This is a genomic window from Amycolatopsis sp. NPDC004625 (assembly GCF_040609695.1).
Lineage (GTDB): Bacteria > Actinomycetota > Actinomycetes > Mycobacteriales > Pseudonocardiaceae > Amycolatopsis.
Window position 1 is genome coordinate 80,373 of the sequence record NZ_JBEXKX010000029.1, and the last position, 21,568, is coordinate 101,940.

Consider the following 21,568-nt stretch of genomic DNA (forward strand, 5'->3'; position numbering starts at 1 on the left):
CGGTTACCGGAGTCGTCGTCGGACCGGGAGCATTGGTTACACGTCCGGTGGGTTCTTGACCGAACGGCGATCAGGACTTCACAGCGTGCTCATATGCGGCGAGCAGAGCCTTCGCCGAGTTCTCCCAGGAGAGCGCACCGGCCACCCTGGCCTGGCCGAGCTTACCCATCCGGGCCCGCTCTTCGGGGTCGTCGAGCAGCTGGGCGACGAGCTTCGCGAACGCCGATTCGTCGTTCGCCGGCGCGTAGACCGCCGCCTCGCCGGCCGAAACGCGTGCTTCGCGCAGTTCGAACGAGACGATCGGCTTGCTCATCGCCATGTACTCCATGACCTTGTTCATCGTGGAGACGTCGTTCAGCGGGTTGAGCGGGTCCGGCGACAGGCAGACGTCGGCGGTGGACAGGTAGCGGACCAGGTCCTCGTCGGAGATCCGGCCGGTGAACTCGACCTGGTTGGCCAGCCCGAGCTTCGCCGAGAGCGCCACCATGTCGTCGAACGCGTCGCCGGAGCCGACGAACACCGCGTGCCAGTCGGTGCGCCCGACCTCGTCACGCAGCTTCGCGAGCGCGCGCAGGGCGTAGTCGACGCCGTCCTGCGGGCCCATCACGCCGAGGTAGGCGAGCATGAAGGGCTTGCCCTTCTTCAGCCCGGGCTCGGCCGGCACCTCGTGGAACCGCTCGACGACCGGGGCGCTGCGCACCACGAAGACGTCTTCGGGCTTCTTGCCGCCGCGGATCCGGGCGACCTCCTTGTAGCTCTCGTTCGTCGAGATGACGACGTCGGCGGCGCGGTAGGTGGCGCGTTCCAGCGCGCACACCCCGCGGTAGAGGAGGTCCTGCCCGCGGTCGAACCGCGAGAGGTACAGCTCCGGGCACAGGTCGTGCTGGTCGAAGACGAACCGCGCGCCCTGGCGCTTCAGGTACTTCGCGACCAGGTAAAGCAGGTCCGGCGGGTTGCAGGCGTGGACGACGTCGACCGGCCCGACCTTGCGGGCCAGCCGCAGCGTGTGCCACAGCGCGCTGCCGTACTCCTGCAGGTAGCCGGCCGGGCCACCGGTCGCCGCCGTCAGCGGGTAGCGGTGGATGTGGACGCCGTCGACGACGGCTTCGGCCTCGGTGTCGCGTTTCGTGCCCTGCGGGCAGATCACGTGGACTTCCCACCCGGCGTCGCGCAGGGTCGTGGACTCCTGCCACACCCGCCGGTCGAAGGGGACGGAAAGGTTTTCGACGAGGATGAGCGCTTTACCAGGCAAGGCCGGCATATCCCTCTTCAAGGCGACGCTCGGCGGCGTCGGGCAGGCGGACGAGGTCGACGATCGCCCGGCCGTGCGGCAGGGCCGCCAGCACGTCCGGGTCCTTGGTGCCGACGAGCAGGACTTCGGCGTGGTCCACGACCTCGCCGACGGACCCGGCGAGCAGCTGGCCGAGGTGCGGGAGCCGGCTCTCGATGTACTCGCGGTTGGCGCCCATCAGCCGGGAGAGGCTGACGTTGGCGTCGTAGATCTTGAGGTCGTACCCCTTGCCGAGCAGCCGTTCGGCCAGCTCGACCAGCGGCGACTCGCGCAGGTCGTCGGTGCCGGGCTTGAACGACAGCCCGAACAGCCCGACCTTGCGCTTGCCGGTGCGCGCGACCAGGTCGAACGCCCGCTGCAGGTGCTCCTCGTTCGACGCCAGCACGTGCGACAGGATCGGCACGCTGACGTCGGCGCGGTGCGCGGCGTAGACGAGCCCGCGCAGGTCCTTCGGCAGGCACGAGCCGCCGAAGGCGAACCCCGGCTTGAGGTAGGCGGGGCTGATGTTGAGCTTGGTGTCGGCGAGGAAGACGTCGATCACCTGGTGCGAGTCGAGGCCCAGCGCGCGGCAGACGGCGCCGAGCTCGTTCGCGAAGCCGATCTTCAGGCCGTGGAAGGAGTTGTCGGCGTACTTCGTCATTTCCGCGACCGGGATCGGCACGCGGAAGACCGGGCCGGGCAGGCCCTCGTACAGTGCCGCGACGGCGTCGCCGCTGGCTTCGTCGATCTCGCCGATCACCGTCTTCGGCGGGTCGAAGAAGTCGCGGACGCTGGTGCCCTCGCGCAGGAACTCGGGGTTCACCGCGACGCCGAAATCGACGCCCGCCGTGCGGCCCGAGGCCTTTTCCAGGATCGGCACCAGCAGGTCGAGACACGTGCCGGGCAGCATGGTGCTGCGGAAGACGACGGTGTGCCGCTCGCTCTTCTTCGCGAGCGCCTCGCCGATTTCCTCGGCGACCCGCTCGAGGTAGACCGTGGACAGGCTGCCGTTCGGCGCCGACGGCGTCCCGACGCAGACCAGCGAGATCTCGCTGTCGGCGACCGCTTCCGCGACGTCGGTCGTGGCTCTCAGCGCCCCGCTCGCGACGACCTCGGCGGTGAGCTCGCCGATCCGCTCCTCGACCACCGGGGCGTTGCCCTGGGTGATGAGGTCGATCTTCACCGGGTTGACGTCCACGCCGACCACCCGGTGCCCCTGCCCCGCCAGGCACGCGGCGGAGACACAACCGACGTAACCGAGCCCGAAGACACTGATCTTCACGCCAAACCTCCGCTATTCCGCGCGACCCTCAAGTTGGTCGGCGGGCACCCCTGGATCGTTACCGCCGGCGCGGCGAACGGGGGACGGCGTGAAACGGCCGTGAGAAGCAAGGGATTCAGGTGAAATTACCGTCTCGATCCGGTGCCGGACCGTGGAGGGAAACCACGATCCGGCACCGGACGGTGAATCGGTGTCAGTTGTTGTTCACGAAGGTGGTGGCCAGGCTCTGGCCCTTGCTCACCGCGTTGGCGTGGTTCTCGATCGGCGAAACGGTCGAGTTCTTGAAGCAGATGTACGTGACGCCGGAGTCGGTGCCGCCGTTGGAGGGGTCGGGGTTGATGCCGAGGTCCTTGGCGGTCGCGTAGGAGGCTTCGCCGATGATCTGCGTCGGGCCGGTGTCCCCGATCACGGCGTACTCGACCTTGCCGTTGTAGATCACGGCGCAGGAGCCGCCGCCCTTGAGGCCGGAGGAGGAGTACTTCCAGATGCTGCTGGAGCTCGGCACGACGATGTAGGGCAGCTTCGCGGCGTTGAGGGGCTTGCCGTCGGACTGGTGGAACGCGGTGTCGTCCTGGTAGCAGCAGTCGGTGTTTTCGTTGCACTGCGAGGACCGCTGGCCGTCGCAGTCGATGTCCATGTCGGCCTTCCAGAAGACCGCACCGTTGGTATCGCAGACGGCGACCGTCTTGCTCGAGACGTCCTCGTCGGTCTTGTACTTGCCGTTCGAGATCTGCTTGCAGCCGGAGGTCTTGGCGAGCAGCTGGGCCGCGGTCGGGGCGGCTTCCACGGTGGCCGGCGCGGCGGCCGGGGCCGGCGACGCCGAGGCGAGGGCCGACGGCATCACGGCCGAGGCCAGCGCCAGCGTCGCGAGCAGGATCAGTTTCCGCATTCCTGGTGCTCCCTTTAGTTAGGAAACTTTCCTTACGGCGGCGGGGCACCAGGATGCACCTCGGGTGCGGGCGCGTTCAAGACCCCGGGGTGCGGGAATTTCCCATCAGGTGGCCGAATTTGACGAAAAGGCTGCTCATCGGGGCGCGGGGGCGCAGACGGGTTTGCGGCGTGTCCCGTTCGCCGGGACACGGGTGGTGGGGGCGGTTCCGGCGAACGGAATCCACCGGACGCGCGGCGCACGACTGCCCGAGCTCCCGGCGAGCCGACGCCCCCATTCGGCCACCCGGCCCCGGAGCCACGGCCCGCTCCCAGCGAGCCGACGCCCCCAATCGACCACCCGACACCGGAGCCACGGTCCGCTCCCAGCGGGCCGCCGGAAGCCGCGGCGATCCGCCCGGCCGTAGCGCGCAGCTGCGTCCGTACTCAGCCACCCAGCCCCGAAGCCGGCGCCCCTTACCGAGGAGGCCGCCGCAGCAACCGGTTCACCCAGCGTCCCCGCCGGGCCCCGGCCGCCAGTACCCCGTCGAGCCGCTCGCCGTCGAGGTCGTGGCGGAGCTCCGTCCGCGCCTGCAGCCAGCCGTCGCGGCGGGCCTCGCCGCCGTCGCTCGTGTACACCCGCGTGGCGCCCGCCTGCCGCAGCCGGGCGAGCACCCGCCGGTCGTACGCGCCGAACGGCAGCGAGTACCGGCGGACCGGCCGGCCGCACAGGTCACCGAGCAGCTTGGGCGCGTCGGTCAGCTCGCGGCGGGCGTGGCGGTCGTCCAGCCGGCGCCAGTCGCGGGGCTCCCAGCCGTGCGAGCCGATCTCCATCCCGGCGCGCGCCAGCTCGCGCAGGCCGTCGCGGTCGAGGTACCCGCGCTGCCCGAGCCGGCCGGCCAGCGGGAAGAACTCCGCGGTCAGCCCGCGCTCGACCAGCCGCGGCAGCACCACCTCGACGTCGGAGTCGTTGCCGTCGTCGAACGTGAGGTGGACGTCTTCGCGGTCCGCCGCGCAGTCGAGCACCTGCTCCAGCTGCTCGACCGTCAGCCAGTGCTCGTCCTCGCCCGGGTCGAGCTGGCGCGCCGGCCGGCCCGCCCCGTGCATGGCGAAGATCACTGTCACCACTCCCACCGCCTGCCACTGCGAGTAGTCGTTTTGTTACTTCGATTAATCGCACTGGCAAACGGGTGAGTTACATGATTTTGCCGTTATTTAGCCTTTGCGAATCTCCAGCGTGCAGCACTTGGGGCCGCCGCCGGCTTTCCGCAGCTCAGAGATGTCGACGTAAACCGGCTCGTAACCGCGCGCAGCCAGAAGTTCGCCCAATCGGGTGGCCTCGACCGGGAGCACCACGTTGCGTCCGTCGGACACGCCGTTGAGGCCGAAGCACTCGGCGTCTTCCCGCGTCGCGAGCACGGCGTCCGGGAACAGCCGCTTGAGCACGCGGCGTGACCCCGCGGAGAAGGCGTCCGGGTAGTAGACGATCTGGGCGCGCGTGGTGTCCGTCGCCTCGGCGAGCACGAACAGCGCCGTGTCGAGGTGGTAGTAGCGCGGGTCGATCAGCTGCAGCGAGACGACCGGGACACCGAGGACCTCCTGGGCCTCGGCGTGCGCGGCCGGGTCGGTGCGGAAGCCGGTGCCGGCCAGCAGCAGCGTGCCGGTCCAGGCGAAGTCGCCTTCGGCTTCGTTGATCTTCTCCGGCATGGTGATGTCGCGGTAGCCGTGCTCGACGAACCAGCGGCGGAAGTGCTCGGCTTCGGCGGCCCGCTGCGGCGCGCGGAACCGCGAGCCGAGCACGCGCCCGTCGACGACGGTGCCGGAGTTGGCGGCGAAGACCATGTCGGGCAGGCCGGGCTGGGGCTCGATCTCCTCGACGGTGTGGCCGAGGCGGCGGTAGGTGTCGCGCAGCTCGGTCCACTGCGCGACGGCGACGTCGGCGCTGACCGGCTGGGTCGGGTCCATCCAGGGGTTGATCACGTAGTCCACCGCGAAGTGGCGCGGGGAGCACATGAGGTATCGACGGGTGGTCGGTACGCGCATCGCCTGCATGGTTGCAGGGTAAGGGGCGCCTAATATCGCAATCAATCGCTGTTCGCTGCGCGTATCTGTGCTAAATGTTGCGTGTGAACACCATCGACCAGCGAATCGTTTCGTGTCTCGTGGCGAACGCGCGCTCCAGCTACGCGGAGATCGGCAAGGTGGTCGGCCTGTCGGCCCCGGCGGTGAAGCGGCGGGTCGACCGGCTGCTGGAAACGGGCATCCTGCGCGGCTTCACGGCGGTGGTGGACCCGGAGGCGCTGGGCTGGGGAACGGAGGCGTTCGTCGAGGTCACCTGCCAGGGCAACATCACCCCGGCGCGCATCCGGGCCCGGCTGGAGCCCCTGCCGGAGGTGGTGGCGGCGTACACGGTGTCGGGCGCGGCGGACGCGATCGTGCACCTGCGGGCGGCGGACATCCACCACCTGGAGACGGCCCTGGAGCGGCTGCGCGGGCTGGAGATCGTGGACCGGACGGTGTCGACGGTGGTGTTGTCGCGGCTGCTGGAACGGCCACCGACGCCGGAGCAGTAGGGGCGGCCTGCCACCCTGGGCCCATGACCGACAGCATCGTCAGCGAGCACGCCGGCGGCGTCGCCCTCCTCACCGTCGACGCGCCCGGCAGCCGCAACGCGCTGACCCTCGACCTCTCCGCCCGGCTCGCCGCCGCCGTGGCCGCCGCGGAACAGGACGAGTCCGTGCACGCCGTCGTCGTCACCGGCACCCCGCCCGCCTTCTGCGCCGGCGCCGACCTCTCTGCCCTCGCCAACGCCGACGAAGCCGGTCTGCGCGCCATCTACGAAGGCTTCCTCGCCGTCGCCCGGTGCAAGCTGCCGACCATCGCCGCCGTCGGCGGCGCGGCCGTCGGGGCCGGGCTGAACCTCGCGCTCGCCGCCGACGTGCGGCTGGCCGGGCCGCGGGCGAAGTTCGTCGCGCGGTTCCTCGAGCTCGGGCTGCACCCCGGCGGCGGGATGACCTGGATGACGCAGCGGCTGGCCGGCCCGCAGCAGGCCGCCGCCATGACGTTGTTCGGACAGCCCCTCGACGCCGAGGCGGCCGTGCGGGCCGGGCTGGCCCTGCGCGTGGTCGACGGCGGACATGACGAACTGCTGACCGCCGCACGTGACCTCGCGCACAGTGCCGTTGCCGCGCCGCGCGAAGCGTTGATCGCCACCAAGCGCAGTCTCCGCACCACCGCCGGTCTGGCCGCGCACAGCGAGGCCGTCGACGTCGAGATCGAGCCGCAGCTGGCGTCGTTGGGTTCGCCGGCGTTCGCCGAGCGGCTTTCCCTGCTGCAGGCCCGGATCCGTTCTCGGCCGTGATTCGAGCCGCGCCCGTTACCGTCCCGGGAGACACGCATCACAACGCGCCAGGACGGCTACCCGTTACCATCGGTTACAGGTATCTGGCGGACCAGCGAAGAGACATGAGAGAGCACCGATGAGGTCGCCCAACAGCCGGGACACTACCAACATCGGTGTTGGGGGCGAGCTAACCTCGGGAGTAGACCTGGTGAGCGCAGCCGCGGCACCGGCAGGCGAACGGAAGCCGTACCGTCGGGAGAGAGGGAATCCCTGACCCATGAGCACGAGTGCGAACGGCAACGGCGCTGGCCACGGCTCGCTCGCCGCAACCAGGCCGACCGAGGTCAGCAAGCTGGACCGGGTGGTCATCCGGTTCGCGGGCGACTCGGGTGACGGCATGCAGCTGACCGGCGACCGCTTCACGTCCGAAGCCGCCGCGTTCGGCAACGACCTGTCGACGATGCCGAACTTCCCCGCCGAGATCCGCGCGCCACAGGGCACCATCCCCGGCGTCTCCAGCTTCCAGGTGCACTTCGCCGACTACGACATCCTCACCCCCGGCGACCGGCCGGACGTGCTGGTGGCGATGAACCCGGCCGCCCTGAAGGCGAACCTCGCCGACGTCCCGCACGGCGGCACGATCATCCTGAACACCGACGAGTTCATCAAGCGCAACCTGATCAAGGTCGGGTACGCGACGGACCCGCTGGACGACGACACGCTCGCGCCGTACCAGGTGCACCGCGTCGCCATGTCGACCCTGACGCAGGGCGCGCTCGCCGACACCGGTCTCGGCAAGAAGGACGCCGAGCGCTGCAAGAACATGTTCGCGCTCGGCCTGCTGTCGTGGATGTACCACCGGCCGACCGAGGGCACCGAGCGGTTCCTGCGCGAGAAGTTCGCCAAGAAGCCGGACATCGCCGAGGCGAACATCCTGGCCTTCCGCGCGGGCTGGAACTACGGCGAGACGACCGAGTCGTTCGCGACGACGTTCCAGGTGGCCCCGGCCAAGCTGACCCAGGGCACGTACCGCCAGATCACCGGCAACACCGCGCTGGCGTACGGGATCGTTGCCGCCGGGCAGCGCTCCGGCCTGCAGATCCTGCTCGGCACGTACCCGATCACCCCGGCATCGGACATCCTCCACGAGCTGTCCAAGCACAAGAACTTCGGCATCATCACCTTCCAGGCCGAGGACGAGATCGCCGGCATCGGCGCCGCGCTCGGCGCGTCCTACGGCGGCGCGCTCGGCGTCACCTCGACGTCCGGGCCCGGTGTAGCGCTGAAGTCCGAAGCCGTCGGCCTCGGCGTGATGGTGGAGCTGCCGCTGGTCGTCATCGACGTCCAGCGCGGCGGCCCGTCCACCGGCCTGCCGACCAAGACCGAGCAGGCCGACCTGCTGCAGGCGATGTTCGGCCGCAACGGCGAGTCCCCGGTCCCGATCATCGCGCCGCTGTCCCCCGCCGACTGCTTCGACGCGGCCGTCGAGGCGACGCGGATCGCGCTGAAGTACCGCACCCCGGTGCTGCTGCTCTCGGACGGCGCCATCGCCAACGGCTCCGAGCCGTGGCTGATCCCGGACGTCGAATCGCTGCCCGACCTGCGGGTCGAGTTCGCGACCGCGCCCAACGCGGACAACGACTCCGGCGAGTTCTGGCCGTACGTCCGCGACCCCGAGACGCTCGCCCGCGCGTGGGCCATCCCGGGCACCCCCGGGCTGCAGCACCGCATCGGCGGGCTGGAGAAGGCCGACAAGACCGGCCACATCTCCTACGACCCGGCCAACCACGAGAAGATGGTCCGGCTGCGGCAGGCGAAGGTCGACGGCATCGACGTCCCCGACCTCGTCGTCGACGACCCGTCCGGTGGCAAGGCGCGCGTGCTGGCGCTGGGCTGGGGCTCGTCCTACGGCCCGATCGGCGCGGCCTGCCGGCGCGTGCGCAAGCTCGGCCTGCCGATCGCGCAGGCGCACCTGCGCCACCTCAACCCGCTGCCGGCCAACCTCGGCGACATCCTGCGCAGCTACGACAAGGTCGTGGTGCCGGAGATGAACCTGGGCCAGCTCGCGCTGCTGCTGCGGGCGAAGTACCTGGTCGACGTCCACTCGCACACGAAGGTCGCCGGGATGGCGTTCATGGCCGAAGAGCTGCAGAACGTCTTCTCGGAGATCATCACCAGCGTTACTACGGAGGCGGCGAAGTGACCGCAATCGACATCGGGCTTCCCACCATCGGTGGCCTGGACCTCGTGCCCACCACCGACGAGCCGCAGAAGGCCAAGGACTACAAGTCGGACCAGGAGGTCCGCTGGTGCCCCGGCTGCGGCGACTACGTCGTGCTGAACGCGGTCCAGTCGTTCCTCCCGACGCTCGGCCTCAAGCGCGAGAACATCGTCTTCATCTCGGGCATCGGCTGCTCGTCGCGGTTCCCGTACTACCTGAACACCTACGGCATGCACTCGATCCACGGCCGCGCGCCGTCGATCGCGACCGGCCTGGCCACCACGCGCCCGGACCTGTCGGTGTGGGTCGTCACCGGTGACGGCGACGCGCTGTCCATCGGCGGCAACCACCTGATCCACGCGCTGCGCCGCAACGTGAACATCAAGATCCTGCTGTTCAACAACCGGATCTACGGGCTGACCAAGGGCCAGTACTCCCCGACGTCCGGGCAGGGCATGGTCACCAAGTCGACGCCGATGGGTTCGGTGGACACCCCGTTCAACCCGCTGTCGCTGGCGATCGGCGCGGAGGCGTCGTTCGTGGGCCGCGCGATGGACTCCGACCGCAAGGGCCTGACCGAGGTCCTGCAGGCCGCGGCGCAGCACCGCGGCTCGGCGCTGGTCGAGATCTACCAGAACTGCCCGATCTTCAACGACGGCGCGTTCGACGTCCTCAAGGACGCCGACGAGGCCGCCACGCGGCTGATCCCGCTGCGCGCGGGCGAGCCGATCCGCTTCGGCCCGAACCAGGAGTTCGGCGTCAAGCGCGGTGACTGGGGCGGGCTGGACGTCGCCAAGGTCGCCGACATCGGCGAGGACGACGTCGTGGTGCACGACCCGTCCATCGTGGACACCTCGTACGCGTTCGCGTTGTCCCGCCTGGGCGACCAGAACCTGAACCACGTCCCGACGGGCATCCTCCGCCAGGTCGAGCGCCCGACGTACGACGACGGCGCCCGCGCCCAGGTCGAGGAGGCCCGCGCGGCCCGCAAGCCGGACCTGCAGGGCCTGCTGCGCGGCAAGGACACCTGGACGGTCGCGTAACCGCTGCTCCTCGAAGGCCGCCATGCCCGGTGCATGGCGGCCTTCGGCGTTTCCGGGGTTGCGCCGATTGGGACACGTGTCCTAAGTTTCAGGTCATGCGACCTGACTCACCTTTCGTGTTCTTCGACGTCCGCACCTCCGACGCGGCGGGCAGCAAACGGTTCTTCGCCGACCTACTGGGCTGGGAGGCGGACGGCACCCTGCTGACGGCCGGCGGTGCGCCGTGGGGCGGCCTCACCGAACTGGCCCCGGGCGACGACCGGGCACCGCAATGGCTCCCCTACGCGCCGGTGTCCGATGTGGACGCCGCCGCGGCGAAAGCCGTGGAGCTGGGCGGCACCCTGGTGCGCGAACGCACCGACCTGCCGTTCGGCTCGCTCGTGGTCGTCACCGATCCCGGCGGTGCCGCAATGGTGTTGTTCCAGGCCCTCAGCTGAGCGGCCGGAACCCGACGCGCTCGGCGTCCTCGGCGGTCCGGAACCACACCTCGGCGACCATCTTCGGGAACTGCGCGGATTCCACGGTGCAGTAGCGCAACGCGGTGACGCTGGCCTTCACGGCGAAGCTGTCACTGGGCGCGCCGCCGCCCGGGCGCGGCATCGCCGAGCCGGGGCCGAACGGGCCGGGCGGAACCGAGTCGCCCGCCGCCTCCCGCGCGGGGGGCGGCTCGGGCGCCGCGACCGCGGCGGCCGCCTGGTTCGGCTGCACCGAAGGCTCGAACAGCGAGCCGCTGTGCGCGCCGGACAGGTCGGGCTCGCGCCGCTCGACCGTGCGCATCGACGGCTGGATCGGCTGCGGCGCGTCGAAGCCGCCGCGCACGGCCCCCCGCGGCTGCCGCTTCGGCAGCACCTGCGTCGCCTCGGCCGGGGTTTCCGCCGGCACGTCGAGCTCGCCGTCGGCGACGTCACCGCCGAACGCGTACTGCGGCGTCTCGTCCTCTTCCGGTTCGTCCTTGCCCACCGAGCCGAGGTAGCGCGTGCGCTCCACCGGCTCCTCGAACGCCGACCGCTCGCTCCGCGCCTCGTGGTCGAACCAGTCCGGCGTGGGCGCCTCCTCCCCCGGCGGCTGGAACAGCGAGCCCGCCGAGGGTTCGGGGTCGAGCTGCGACAGGGCCGGGGAAACGGGCTCGGGCTCCTCGTCGGGCACCAGGTACTCGGTGGCCGGGGCGTGGTAGTCGTCCGACGGCTCCGGCTCGGCCACCGGCGTCAGGAACTGGGTGGCGGCGGTCCGGTAGGGGTCGTCCTCGTCGAGCGGCTGGGGCTCCGGCTCGGGTTCGGGCGGCGGCACCCGCGTCGGCACCTGGGCGTCGAGCTCGGCGAAGTCCTGGTCGATGTCGTCGTGGACGTCGTCGCGGTGGATCGGCGGCGCGGCGACCAGCGTGCCGGGGTAGGAGGTCTCCTGGCGCGTCGGCTCCGGCTCGAACCGCGGCTCGGGCTCGAACCGCGGCTCCGGGCGCGAGTAGCTCTCGGCCGCCGCGTTGGCGGGGGTGCGCGCGGCGTCGGCGTGGGCCTGCGCCAGCGCGCTCTCCAGCTTGCGGACGCTCTTGCGCAGCGGCAGCACGAGCACCAGCCAGGTGAGGACGGCCCCGACGAAGAACGCGGCCAGGCTCCACAGCCAGACCTGTCCGAAAATGGACATTTTTTCCTGCCCCTGTTTTAGTGCTCAGCGCGTCCGCGCGACCAGGTAGTCGGCAACCGACTCGCACGCGTCCCGGGCGGGTGACGCGGGCAGCGCGGTGAGCTCGGCTCGCGCGCGCTGAGCGTAGTCGGAAAGGGTGACGCGTGCGCGGTCGAGTCCGCTACTGACCCGCAGCAGCTCCAGCGCCTCCTGGACGAGGACGTCGTCACCGATCGGGCCGGACAGCAGCTCCACCAGGCGGGGGTCGGTGCCCGGGTCGGCCAGCGCGTACAGCATCGGCAGCGTCCGGACGCCTTCGCGCAGGTCGGTGCCCTGCGCCTTGCCGAGCTCGTCGGAGGGCGAGGCGATGTCGATGATGTCGTCGGAGATCTGGAACGCGGTGCCGATGATGTCGCCGAACCGGCGCAGCGCCTCGATGTGCTCCTCGGCGGCGCCGGACATCATGCCGCCGAACCGGCCGGAGGTGGCGATCAGCGAGCCGGTCTTCTGCGCGATGACGGTGAGGTAGTGCGCGACGGCGTCATCGCCGGGGCCGGGGCCGACGGTCTCGCGCATCTGGCCGGTGACCAGCTCGCCGAAGGTCTCGGCGATGATCCGCGCGGCGTCCGTGCCGAGGTCGGCGACCAGGCGCGAGGCGTGCGCGAAGAGGAAGTCGCCGGTGAGGATGGCGATGGTGTTGTCCCAGCGCGCGTTGACGCTCTCGGCACCCCGCCGCATGTCGGCCTCGTCCATGACGTCGTCGTGGTAGAGCGTGGCGAGGTGCACCAGCTCGACCGCGGCGGCGGCGATCACGACGTGGTCGTCCTGCTTGGGGCCGAACTGAGCGGACAGCAGCGTGAAGAGGGGACGGAAGCGTTTGCCCCCGGCCTCGACCAGGTGCAGGGCGGCGTCGTTGACGGCCTGGACGTCACTGCGGACGACGTCCCGGAGCAGCTTCTCGACCTCGGCCAGCCCGCCGGCGATGGAGCGCAGCAGGGTCTCGTCGGCGATCTGCAGGCCGACCGACGCCCGCAGGTCGTCGAGGGCGCCGCCCGGCGCAGCGGGGAGGGATCCCGCCCCGGGGGCTGGGGAAGGCACAGACACGTCGGCTCCGCTCTACTCGTGCACCGGTCGGGTTGCCCCTTGAGCGTAGTGGCTCCCGCGCGCGGTCGTTTACCCGCTGTCCTGCGGAAACGGTGACGAACATGACACCGCCCCGGGTGGTTCCCGATCCTCGAAAGGGTGATCGGAGATTCCGGACGCAACGGACGTCTCCGGCGACCGGATATCCAGTCCGGGGAGAGGCAGCTCTCCCGAGGCGAGGAGGACAGCACGGTCGTCCCGGCGGTGGCGGTGCTTTTGTCGTCAGCTCCAACCCAGGCGGCCCCCCTCCCAGGCGCGGCGAGCATCGGCTCGGCGTCGTTCACCAGGGCGGGTGTGTCGGTCACGGTCCCACCGCAAGGGGCGTGTTCCCTGGGAGGCCTTTCGAGCTGTCGGCATTGGTTCCGGCGGGCGGGCCCCGGGTGAAGCTGTCGAGGTTCACGGTGACGTGCACGGCAACGCAGTCCCAGACGACTTGGACATTCGAAGGTCTGACGGGAATCGCGAACCCCCCGAGCCCGGTGCCGCCGTCATATGTGTCCCCGATCCGGAAATCGGACGGAACGCCATTGGCGAACGCGGTGTTCAACACCCAGAGCCTCCCGGGCGACGGGAGCATCGGGTTGACGATGTTGCGCATCGGATTTTTGCCGGCATCGGGCCTGTCCGGCGGGGTGACGCTGGGCGAAACGAGCTGTGCGCCGACCCGTTAGGGCTTGTTTTTCGGGGAGGGGACTTTGGTAAGGTTTGGCGCGTCGGATACGCAGAGTGCGCGGGAGGAAGCACACTGCAAGCTAGGGGAGAGCTGATGACGACAGGACCGGTGTACGACCCGGGCGGAGATTGGACCCTGCCAGGGCCGGACGGGGTGCGGGTTCCGGGGTCTTATGGGGGCGGTGACGGGGGCGGGGGGTTCGAGTACGACGAGGAGACCCTTCGCGAGCTGGTCAGGGAGTGGCGGGATCTGGCAGCCGAGTTCCGCGCTGACATTGCGCAGGCCGAGAAGCTCGGACGAGTACAGGGCCCAGGCATCGAGTACGCCAGCAGCGGAAATGCTGAATTGGTCCGGGCTTCAGGCAGCGCTTTGACCAAGACGCTGAGGCAACGTGCGGACTACTGCGACGCAATGGCAGACAGATTTGTCACCGCTCTGGGCAAGTATGCGGAGGCCGAAGAGACCCACGCCGGCCAGATCGCCGATACCACGAAGGGCATCCTCTAGTGCGCCGCGTCGTCTCTTTGACCTGCATCGGCATCGTGGCCCTCGCGGCGTGCTCACCGGAGACGCCGGGTACGGCATCTCCGGTGAGCACGCCGCGTACAGCCGAAACCTCAGCCCTGGATGATCAGGTTCCCGGCCCGGGGGTTCCCAAGGTGGAGCGTCCACTCGACGTTGCGAAATTTGCTTCAGCACCGTGCTCCGCGTTGACCGATTCCCAGGTGTCCGAAGTGTTCGGCCAGGTCATTGCCGCTAAACCGGATCCGCGAGCGCCAGCCGGCCCCACGTGCAGCTGGGATCCTGCCGACGGCTCTGGCGCCAGCGTCAACCTCATCTTCTCGACGGCGGGAGACAATCTCGGGCTGACGGGCGTCTATCGCGCCCGAGAAACCAGCTACAAACTCTTCGAGCCGCTGCCTCCTATCAGCGGCTATCCGGCCGTCATCTACGGCACGTCGGATTTCCGAGCAAAGGGGAACTGCTCACTGGCAGTCGGCACCAGCGACCGTTCAACCGTCGATTTGACGATTACGCAGTCCCACACGAAGGTCGGCAACGCAGACCCTTGCCAGGCGGCTCAAGCCGTTGCTGCCAAGGTGATCAGTTCCCTCAAGGGAGGAAATTGATGGCTATCGAAGGGCCGTTGACAGCCGCGCAGATTTATGAGCAGATCACCGGAGGTGAGGGCACTGGGTCGCTGGGTGATGCGCAGGATGGGGCCAGCCAGCTGACGGACCGGATGGTTGAGCGGGCCCAGCGGATCAGTGCTCTTCGGGCCAAGACCATGTCCGGGTGGCGCGGGCGTGCCGGTGATGCTGCTGCCGATGCCACCCTTCCCCTTGTTCAAGCCGCCGCTGATGATGCTGTTCATCTTCGGAATGCTCAGGCTGCCGTTGGGGCTCAGATGGATGCCTTTGGTACCGCCAAGCACTCCGTCAAGCCCGTTCCTCCTCAGCCGCCGGAATTGGGTATTGATGATGTTCGGAATGTTCTTGCCGGGCGGGGGTGGGATTCGTACTCCGCCAAAGTTGCCGGGTGGCAGGCTGACAGTCAGGGCAATATCGATGCCTTCGGCGCCTATCACTCCGCCAGTACCGATAATGGTGGACGGATGCCCGCGCAGTACGCGCGGCTTGCCGACTCCGGTTCGGCGGTCTCCATGAGCGATCATTCGAAACCTGGGCCTACCGATACCGGGGAATGGGCTCGGAATCCGAACGATACCCGGGTTCCGCCACAGGATCGGCAAACCGTCCGGCCCGGGCAGGACCACCAGGTTACGAAGCAGGAGACCGACCGACCGGACCAGACGGTGAACCGGCCACCGAGCCAGGTGCAGAAGCCCTTCCAGCCGCAGGCGCCGGCCGGGCAGAGCGACACCACCCATGCCAACAGCTACGTCCCCAGGCCCGTCGTGCCGCCCGCCGCTCAGGGTGGGTACGTTTTCGGGCCTACCGGCAGTGGCAGCTTCTCCGGCGACTTCGGGCCCGGGACCGGCGGCGGGTACTTCGCCGGCACAGGAACCGGAACCGGCATAGGAACAGGACCCGAGACAGGCACAGGGCCAGGCAGCGGCCGCGGGACAACCACGGGACCGGGCACCGGATACCGCCCCGGAACGCGCACCCCCGGCAACGCCTCCGGCACCCGCTTCCCCGACGAACGCCTCGCCGGCCCCGGCACCAACCCCACCCGCACCACCCCCGGCTCCCGCGGCGCCACCGTCACCCCCATGGGCACCCCCGCCGGTGGTCGCGGCAAGGATGAAGACCGCGAAAAGAAACGCGCGCCCTACCTGCAGAACCCCGATCCCGACGAAACCTTCGGCGGATTCACCGAAAAACCCATGCCACCCGTCATCGGTGAGAAAAAGAGCTGATGGCCACCCTCTCGCTGACCACCCTCCTCACCGCCCTCCGCGCCACCGGCTGCGGCGACCCGCACCCCGTCCTCGCCCAAGGACTCCGCTACATCCCGCCGTCCAGCAGAAAACAGATCGATCGCGAAGCCTTCGAGGAACTCAGCCCCTACGGCTTCATCCAAGGCGACGGCTTCACCCCCGAATTCGAAGACGTCCTCCACCTCATCGGCAACCCCGCCGAGCAGTTCGTCGCCTACGCGCGGGACGCCGCCGGGCAGCGAGGTGTTCTCGTCGCGAAACGGGGCCGCACCGCCGTCATTGTTGTCTGCCGGAACGAGCAGGTCGAACTCGAGAGTGTCGCGCCCGAAACCCACCCGGCCGACGCTCTGATCTCCAAGCTTCCGCCCTGCCGACCGGCCCCCATCAAGCCCTTCTCATTCCCCCAAGAGGAATTCCAGAAGGAAAGCGACATCTTCGACGAAGCCGGCAGCCGCGAAGCGCAACACCTCGATGCCCTCTTCAAACAGCCCCACGTCGGCATCGGGCAGCTTCAAGCCGAGAACACCACAGTCAGCTACCTCGACCTGGAAGATGGCCGCGTCGGGATCGCCCTCGCCGACGGGTACATCAGCGTTGTGCCCGGGGAGCCGGAACAACTTGCCGACAAACTAAAAGCCGCCGCCCCTCGTTGAAAGGGGCGGCGGCGAAAAGACAGAGCTCAGAAGGCGAAGCCTCCAGCGCCCGCCCAGGACAGCGCGAACGCAGGCACCAGGCCCAGCACCAAAGTGACCGCCGTGCCCAGGAAGATCGCCGTCCCAGTGCCGAAGCCCGGGACCGATACCGAAGGACCGTCGGCCGCCGGCTCCGAGAAGTACATCAACACGATCACGCGCAGGTAGAAGAACGCCGCCACCGCGCTGAACACCAATGCCACCACGACCAGCGGGGCCATTCCGTCCGAAAGGGCCGCCGAGAACACCACGAACTTCCCGACGAAACCGGAAGTCAACGGGATACCGGCCAACGCCAGGAGCAAGAACGTGAAGACCCCGGCCAGCAGCGGCGACCGCTTCGCGAGACCGGCCCAAGCCGAAAGGTGCGTGGCCTCACCCGAGGAATCCCGGACCAGGCTGATCACGCCGAACGCCGCCAGCGTCGTGAAACCGTACGCCAGCAGGTAGAACAGCGTGCTCGACAACCCGTCGCGCGTCATCGCGATCGCGCCCACGAGCAGGAACCCCGCGTGGGCGATCGACGAATACGCCACCATCCGCTTGACGTCCGTCTGCGTCAGGCCCAGCACCGCGCCGATCACCATCGAGATGATCGCCACCGCCCAGAGCACCCCGCGCCACTCCCACGACGTCGACGAGAACGCCACCGACAGCACCCGCAGGATGCCACCGAACGCCGCCACCTTCGTGCACGCCGCCATGAACGCCGTCACCGGGGTCGGGGCGCCCTGGTACACGTCCGGGGTCCACGTGTGGAACGGGCCGACCGAACCCTTGAACAGCAGGCCGACCACCAGCAGGCCCAGACCCGCGAACAGCAGCGTGTCCGACCGGTCCGAACCCGCCGCCGCGGCCGCGATCTGGCCCAGCTTCACGGAGTTCGCGTAGCCGTACAGCAGCGCCAGCCCGTACAGGAAGAACGCCGACGAGAACGCGCCCAGCAGGAAGTACTTGACCGCCGCTTCCTGGGACAGCAACCGCCGCCGCCGCGCGAGGCCGCACATCAGGTACAGCGGCAGCGACAGCACCTCGAGCGCGATGAACATCGTCAGCAGGTCGTTCGCCGCCGTGAACGCCATCATGCCGCCGAGGGCGAACAGCGTCAGCGGGAACACCTCGGTCTGCATCACCGTCGCCGTCTGGGCGCGGTCCTGGACCGTGCCCGGGCGGATGCCCGCCTGGGCGACCAGTGCGCCGCCCGGCTCGACCACGCGGTCCGAGATCAGCAGCACCGCGCCGACCGCCAAGGCCAGCAGCGTGCCCCAGAGGAACAGCGCCGGCCGGTCGATCGAGATCGCGCCGCTGAACGTCGTCACGCCGCCGGCCGGCGCGTTGCCCGTTGCGTACACAACGAGGGCGACGCCGGCCGCGACGATCGACGCCAGGCTCAGGCCCACCTGGATGCCGAACCGCGACCGCTTCGCCGCGAACGCCTCGACCAGCACGCTGACGCACGCCGCACCGAAGACGATCAGCACCGGCAGCACCGCCGGGTAGTCGACCGACGGCACCGTGATCGGCGGCTGCGCCTGGGTCAGGAGGATGTCGAGCACTTTTACTTGCCTCCCTGAACCGCGGACAGCGTCTGCTGCACCGTCGGGGTGACTGTGTCGAGCACCGGCTTCGGGTAGAAGGCGAGGACGAGGATCAGCACGACCAGCGGCGCGAGGATCGCGATTTCCCGGCCGTTCAGGTCGCGGATGGCCTTCTTCGCGCCCAGTTCCGGCGCGATCGCCGTGCCCGGGCCGCCGCCGACACCCACCAGAGCGTCACCGCGCACCGGGCCCTGGAAGACCCGCTGGTAGAGCCACAGGACGTACGCCGCGGCCAGGACCATGCCCACCGTGGCGAGGATCGTGTACACCGGCTGGTCCACAAAGGACCCGATGAGCACCAGGAACTCGGAGACGAACGAGTTCGTGCCCGGCAGGGACAACGTGGACAGACCGGCGAGGAGGAACAGGCCGGCCAGCAACGGCGTCACCTTCGCCATGCCGCCGTAGTCCGAGATCCGCGTCGACCCGCCACGCGCGACGACCAGGCCGATCACCACGATCAGCATGCCGGTCGCCAGGCTGTGGTTCAGCATGTACGTCGCCGAGCCGACCATCGCCTGCTCGTTGAACGCGAAGATGCCCAGCGAGATGAACCCGAAGTGCGCGATGGACACGTAGGCGATGAACCGCTTCATGTCCCGCTGGCCCGCCGCGAGGATCGAGCCGTAGAGGACGCCGATCACCGACAGGACCAGCACCAGCGGCGCGAGGGTCTTGCTCGCTTCCGGGAACATCGGCAGGCAGTAGCGCAGGAACCCGAACGTGCCGACCTTGTCCAGCACGCCGACCAGCAGGACGGCGACGCCGATCGGCGCCTCCCCCGCCGCGTCCGGCAGCCAGGTGTGGAACGGCACCAGCGGCGCCTTGATCGCGAAGGCCAGGAAGAACCCGAGGAACAGCCAGATCTGCGTGGACAGCGGCGCGTCGCGCACCACCGTCACCAGCGTGGCCCAGTCGAACGTGCCCTTGCCGAGCTTGTCCGACGCCAGCGAGTACGCCCCGATCGCCGACGCCAGCATGATCAGGCCGCCGAGGAACGAGTACAGGAAGAACTTCACCGCCGCGTACTGCCGGTTCGCGCCGCCGTAGCCGCCGATCAGGAAGTACATCGGGATCAGCATGATCTCGAACAGCACGTAGAACAGGAAGACGTCGGTCGCGGCGAACACGCCGATCGTGAGCGCTTCCTGCAGCAGGATCAGCGAGAGGAACCCGCCCGCGCTGCGGCCCGCCGGCAGCTTGTCCAGCGTGCCGAGCCCGCCGACGACGATCGGCACCAGCAGCGCGATCACCGCGATCATGATCAGCGAGATGCCGTCGGTGCCGAACGCGATGTGCACGCCGAAGCTGGGGATCCAGTCGAAGCTCGACGTCATCTGCAGCCGCGCGCCCGAGGGCGAGTAGCTGAGCCAGAACGGGATGACCAACACGAACTCGAGCACCGAGAACCCGAGCGCGGCCAGCACCGCGGCACGGTCGTTCCCCTTGAGGAACGCCAGCACCAGGGAGCCGGCGAGCGGCACCAGGATGAGGATGAGCAACCAGGTCATCAGGAGAACCTCACCAGCAGGAGAGCCGCCAGAAGCAGGAACGTGCCGCCCAGCATCGACAGCGCGTACGACCGGACGAACCCGGTCTGCAGCCGCCGCAGCCGGCCGGACCCGCCGCCGAGCCCGGCGGCCAGGCCGTTGACCGCGCCGTCGACGCCGCGGTTGTCCACGAACACCAGCGCCCGCGCGAGCCAGGTGCCCGGGCGGGCGACCAGCGTCTCGTTGAGGGCGTTGCCGTACAGGTCCTTGCGCGCGGCCCGGGTGACGAACGAGACCCGCTGGGGCTGCTCGACCGGGACGTCACGGCGGAAGATCAGGTAGGCGATCGCCACGCCCGCCAGGGAGAACACGATCGCCGCCGCCGAGATCACCCCGGCGTTCAGCGGCGAGTTGTGCGCCTCCTCCAGCTCGCCGACCGACGGGGTCAGCCAGTGGGCGAAGCGGTCGCCGAGGGCGAAGAACGCGCCGGCGCCGACCGAGCCGACGGCCAGGACGGCCATCGGGATCCACATGACCGCCTTGGACTCGTGCGGGTGGAAGTCCCGGCCGTCGCTGGACTTGATGTCCTTCCAGCGCTCCTTGCCGAAGAACGTCATCACCATCAGGCGGGTCATGTAGAAGGCGGTCAGCCCGGCGCCCAGCAGCGCGGCGCCGCCCATCACCCAGCCGCGCCAGCCGCCCTGGCCGAACGCCGCTTCGATGATCGCGTCCTTGGTGAAGAAGCCCGACAGCGGCGGGATGCCGATCAGGGCCAGGTAACCGAGGCCGAAGGTGATGAAGGTGATCGGCATCTTCTTGCGCAGGCCGCCGAACTTCCGCATGTCGACCTCGTCGTTCATGCCGTGCATGACCGACCCGGCCCCGAGGAAGAGCCCGGCCTTGAAGAAGCCGTGCGCCACCAGGTGCATGATGCCCAGCGCGTACGCGATCGGCCCGAGGCCGACGGCGAGCATCATGTAGCCGATCTGGCTGACCGTCGAGTACGCGAGGACCTTCTTGATGTCGTCGTACGCGCAGCCGATGATGCACCCGAGCAGCAGCGTCACCGTGCCGACCAGCGTGACGATCAGGCGGCCGTCCTCGGTGGCGTTGAAGATGTCCTTCGAGCGGGCCACCAGGTAGACACCCGCGGTCACCATCGTCGCCGCGTGGATCAGGGCCGACACCGGGGTCGGGCCCTCCATCGCGTCCGGCAGCCACGCCTGGAGCGGGAACTGGCCGGACTTACCGCAGGCACCCAGCAGGAGCAGGATCGCCATCGCGGTGATCGCGCCCGTCGAGAACTTGCCGTCGGCGACCGCCTTGAACACTTCGGCGTAGCCGGTCGAGCCCGCGTACTTGAACATGATGAAGATCGCCAGCGCCAGCCCGACGTCGCCGACGCGGTTCATCAGGAACGCCTTCTTCGCCGCGGTCGCGGCGGACGGGCGGCCCTGGTACCAGCCGATGAGCAGGTAGGACGCGAGACCCACGCCCTCCCAGCCGAGGTACAGCGTCACGAAGCTGTTGCCCAGCACCAGGATCAGCATCGAGGCGACGAAGAGGTTGAGGTACGCGAAGAAGCGGTACCGGCCCTCGTCGTCGGCCATGTAGCCGATCGAGTAGTAGTGGATCAGCATGCCGACGCCGGTGATGAGCAGCACGAACGTCAGCGACAGCGCGTCGATCCGCAGCCCGAAGTCCACCTGCAGCTGGCCGACCGGGATCCACGAGTAGACCTTGGTGTCGGTCGTGGTGCCGGTGTCGGCGCTGAAGAACAGGATCAGCCCGTAGACGAAGGCGAGCGTGACGGTGGCACAGCCGAGCAGATGCCCCCAGGCCTTGGCGCGCTTCCCCGCCAGCAGCAGGATCAGGGCGCCGAGGCCAGGCAGGGCCACCAGCAGCCACGATGATGCGGTCACTCG

General features: G+C 69.3%; 19 protein-coding genes. 9 read left to right on the forward strand and 10 right to left on the reverse strand.

All coding sequences use genetic code 11. From position 1 onward, the window contains the following. Positions 1 to 70: 70 nt before the first annotated feature. The 5 genes from ABZW17_RS29385 to ddaH form a co-directional block, all read right to left on the reverse strand. Positions 71 to 1,261 carry a glycosyltransferase family 4 protein gene (locus ABZW17_RS29385; RefSeq protein WP_354821224.1) on the reverse strand — a complete coding sequence of 397 codons (1,191 nt, stop codon included), beginning with the start codon at positions 1,259 to 1,261 and terminating at the stop codon, positions 71 to 73. Further along, positions 1,242 to 2,552 (reverse strand): nucleotide sugar dehydrogenase, encoded by a 1,311-nt coding sequence (locus ABZW17_RS29390; protein WP_354821227.1) that lies wholly within the window; start codon positions 2,550 to 2,552, stop codon positions 1,242 to 1,244. The genes ABZW17_RS29385 and ABZW17_RS29390 overlap by 20 nt, the downstream gene beginning before the upstream one ends. A gap of 193 nt (positions 2,553 to 2,745) precedes the next feature. Then, positions 2,746 to 3,441 (reverse strand): glycoside hydrolase family 75 protein, encoded by a 696-nt coding sequence (locus tag ABZW17_RS29395; protein WP_354821230.1) that lies wholly within the window; start codon positions 3,439 to 3,441, stop codon positions 2,746 to 2,748. A gap of 455 nt (positions 3,442 to 3,896) precedes the next feature. Next, positions 3,897 to 4,526, reverse strand: coding sequence for a polysaccharide deacetylase family protein (locus ABZW17_RS29400; protein WP_354821360.1), 630 nt, complete (start codon positions 4,524 to 4,526; stop codon positions 3,897 to 3,899). A gap of 108 nt (positions 4,527 to 4,634) precedes the next feature. After that, positions 4,635 to 5,471 carry a dimethylargininase gene (ddaH, locus tag ABZW17_RS29405; protein ID WP_354821233.1) on the reverse strand — a complete coding sequence of 279 codons (837 nt, stop codon included), beginning with the start codon at positions 5,469 to 5,471 and terminating at the stop codon, positions 4,635 to 4,637. A gap of 74 nt (positions 5,472 to 5,545) precedes the next feature. Here ddaH and ABZW17_RS29410 point away from each other — a divergent pair, with 74 nt between their 5' ends. The 5 genes from ABZW17_RS29410 to ABZW17_RS29430 all read left to right on the forward strand — a co-directional run bounded on the left by ABZW17_RS29410 (position 5,546) and on the right by ABZW17_RS29430 (position 10,463). Next, the gene (locus ABZW17_RS29410; RefSeq protein WP_033261465.1) at positions 5,546 to 5,992 is read left to right on the forward strand and encodes an Lrp/AsnC family transcriptional regulator; all 447 of its coding nucleotides are present in this window, start codon (positions 5,546 to 5,548) and stop codon (positions 5,990 to 5,992) included. Positions 5,993 to 6,015: 23 nt separating this feature from the next. After that, a complete protein-coding gene (locus ABZW17_RS29415) occupies positions 6,016 to 6,780 on the forward strand; it encodes an enoyl-CoA hydratase (protein WP_354821236.1) in 765 nt (254 codons plus the stop codon). Positions 6,781 to 7,039: 259 nt separating this feature from the next. Then, entirely contained in the window at positions 7,040 to 8,965 is a 1,926-nt protein-coding gene (locus tag ABZW17_RS29420; protein WP_354821239.1) for a 2-oxoacid:acceptor oxidoreductase subunit alpha, read from the forward strand. Continuing rightward, complete coding sequence (locus tag ABZW17_RS29425; RefSeq protein ID WP_354821242.1) at positions 8,962 to 10,026, forward strand: 2-oxoacid:ferredoxin oxidoreductase subunit beta; 1,065 nt, start codon at positions 8,962 to 8,964, stop codon at positions 10,024 to 10,026. The genes ABZW17_RS29420 and ABZW17_RS29425 overlap by 4 nt, the downstream gene beginning before the upstream one ends. 95 nt (positions 10,027 to 10,121) lie before the next feature. Further along, the gene (locus tag ABZW17_RS29430; protein ID WP_354821245.1) at positions 10,122 to 10,463 is read left to right on the forward strand and encodes a VOC family protein; all 342 of its coding nucleotides are present in this window, start codon (positions 10,122 to 10,124) and stop codon (positions 10,461 to 10,463) included. Here the strand turns inward: ABZW17_RS29430 and ABZW17_RS29435 are convergent. Next, positions 10,456 to 11,664 carry a hypothetical protein gene (locus ABZW17_RS29435; protein ID WP_354821248.1) on the reverse strand — a complete coding sequence of 403 codons (1,209 nt, stop codon included), beginning with the start codon at positions 11,662 to 11,664 and terminating at the stop codon, positions 10,456 to 10,458. The genes ABZW17_RS29430 and ABZW17_RS29435 overlap by 8 nt on opposite strands. 24 nt (positions 11,665 to 11,688) lie before the next feature. After that, positions 11,689 to 12,741 (reverse strand): polyprenyl synthetase family protein, encoded by a 1,053-nt coding sequence (locus ABZW17_RS29440; RefSeq protein WP_354821363.1) that lies wholly within the window; start codon positions 12,739 to 12,741, stop codon positions 11,689 to 11,691. Between the two features lie 811 nt (positions 12,742 to 13,552). Here ABZW17_RS29440 and ABZW17_RS29445 point away from each other — a divergent pair. The 4 genes from ABZW17_RS29445 to ABZW17_RS29460 are packed head-to-tail and all read left to right on the forward strand — an operon-like array spanning position 13,553 to position 16,516. After that, positions 13,553 to 13,966: a hypothetical protein gene (locus ABZW17_RS29445; protein ID WP_354821251.1), complete on the forward strand. Its 414-nt coding sequence runs from the start codon at positions 13,553 to 13,555 to the stop codon at positions 13,964 to 13,966. Between the two features lie 35 nt (positions 13,967 to 14,001). After that, positions 14,002 to 14,589 carry a DUF3558 domain-containing protein gene (locus tag ABZW17_RS29450; RefSeq protein ID WP_354821366.1) on the forward strand — a complete coding sequence of 196 codons (588 nt, stop codon included), beginning with the start codon at positions 14,002 to 14,004 and terminating at the stop codon, positions 14,587 to 14,589. After that, positions 14,589 to 15,842 (forward strand): PPE domain-containing protein, encoded by a 1,254-nt coding sequence (locus tag ABZW17_RS29455; RefSeq protein ID WP_354821254.1) that lies wholly within the window; start codon positions 14,589 to 14,591, stop codon positions 15,840 to 15,842. Before ABZW17_RS29450 ends, ABZW17_RS29455 begins: the two co-directional genes overlap by 1 nt. Continuing rightward, the gene (locus ABZW17_RS29460; protein WP_354821257.1) at positions 15,842 to 16,516 is read left to right on the forward strand and encodes an ESX secretion-associated protein EspG; all 675 of its coding nucleotides are present in this window, start codon (positions 15,842 to 15,844) and stop codon (positions 16,514 to 16,516) included. Before ABZW17_RS29455 ends, ABZW17_RS29460 begins: the two co-directional genes overlap by 1 nt. Positions 16,517 to 16,542: 26 nt before the next feature. Here ABZW17_RS29460 and nuoN read toward each other — a convergent pair whose 3' ends face one another. From nuoN to nuoL, 3 genes are read right to left on the reverse strand one after another with little or no spacing between them, the layout of a single operon-like run. Further along, positions 16,543 to 18,111 carry an NADH-quinone oxidoreductase subunit NuoN gene (nuoN, locus tag ABZW17_RS29465; RefSeq protein WP_354821260.1) on the reverse strand — a complete coding sequence of 523 codons (1,569 nt, stop codon included), beginning with the start codon at positions 18,109 to 18,111 and terminating at the stop codon, positions 16,543 to 16,545. 2 nt (positions 18,112 to 18,113) lie between these two features. Beyond that, positions 18,114 to 19,664, reverse strand: coding sequence for an NADH-quinone oxidoreductase subunit M (locus ABZW17_RS29470; protein ID WP_354821263.1), 1,551 nt, complete (start codon positions 19,662 to 19,664; stop codon positions 18,114 to 18,116). After that, positions 19,664 to 21,565 (reverse strand): NADH-quinone oxidoreductase subunit L, encoded by a 1,902-nt coding sequence (gene nuoL, locus ABZW17_RS29475; RefSeq protein ID WP_354821266.1) that lies wholly within the window; start codon positions 21,563 to 21,565, stop codon positions 19,664 to 19,666. Before nuoL ends, ABZW17_RS29470 begins: the two co-directional genes overlap by 1 nt. Positions 21,566 to 21,568 lie beyond the last annotated feature (3 nt).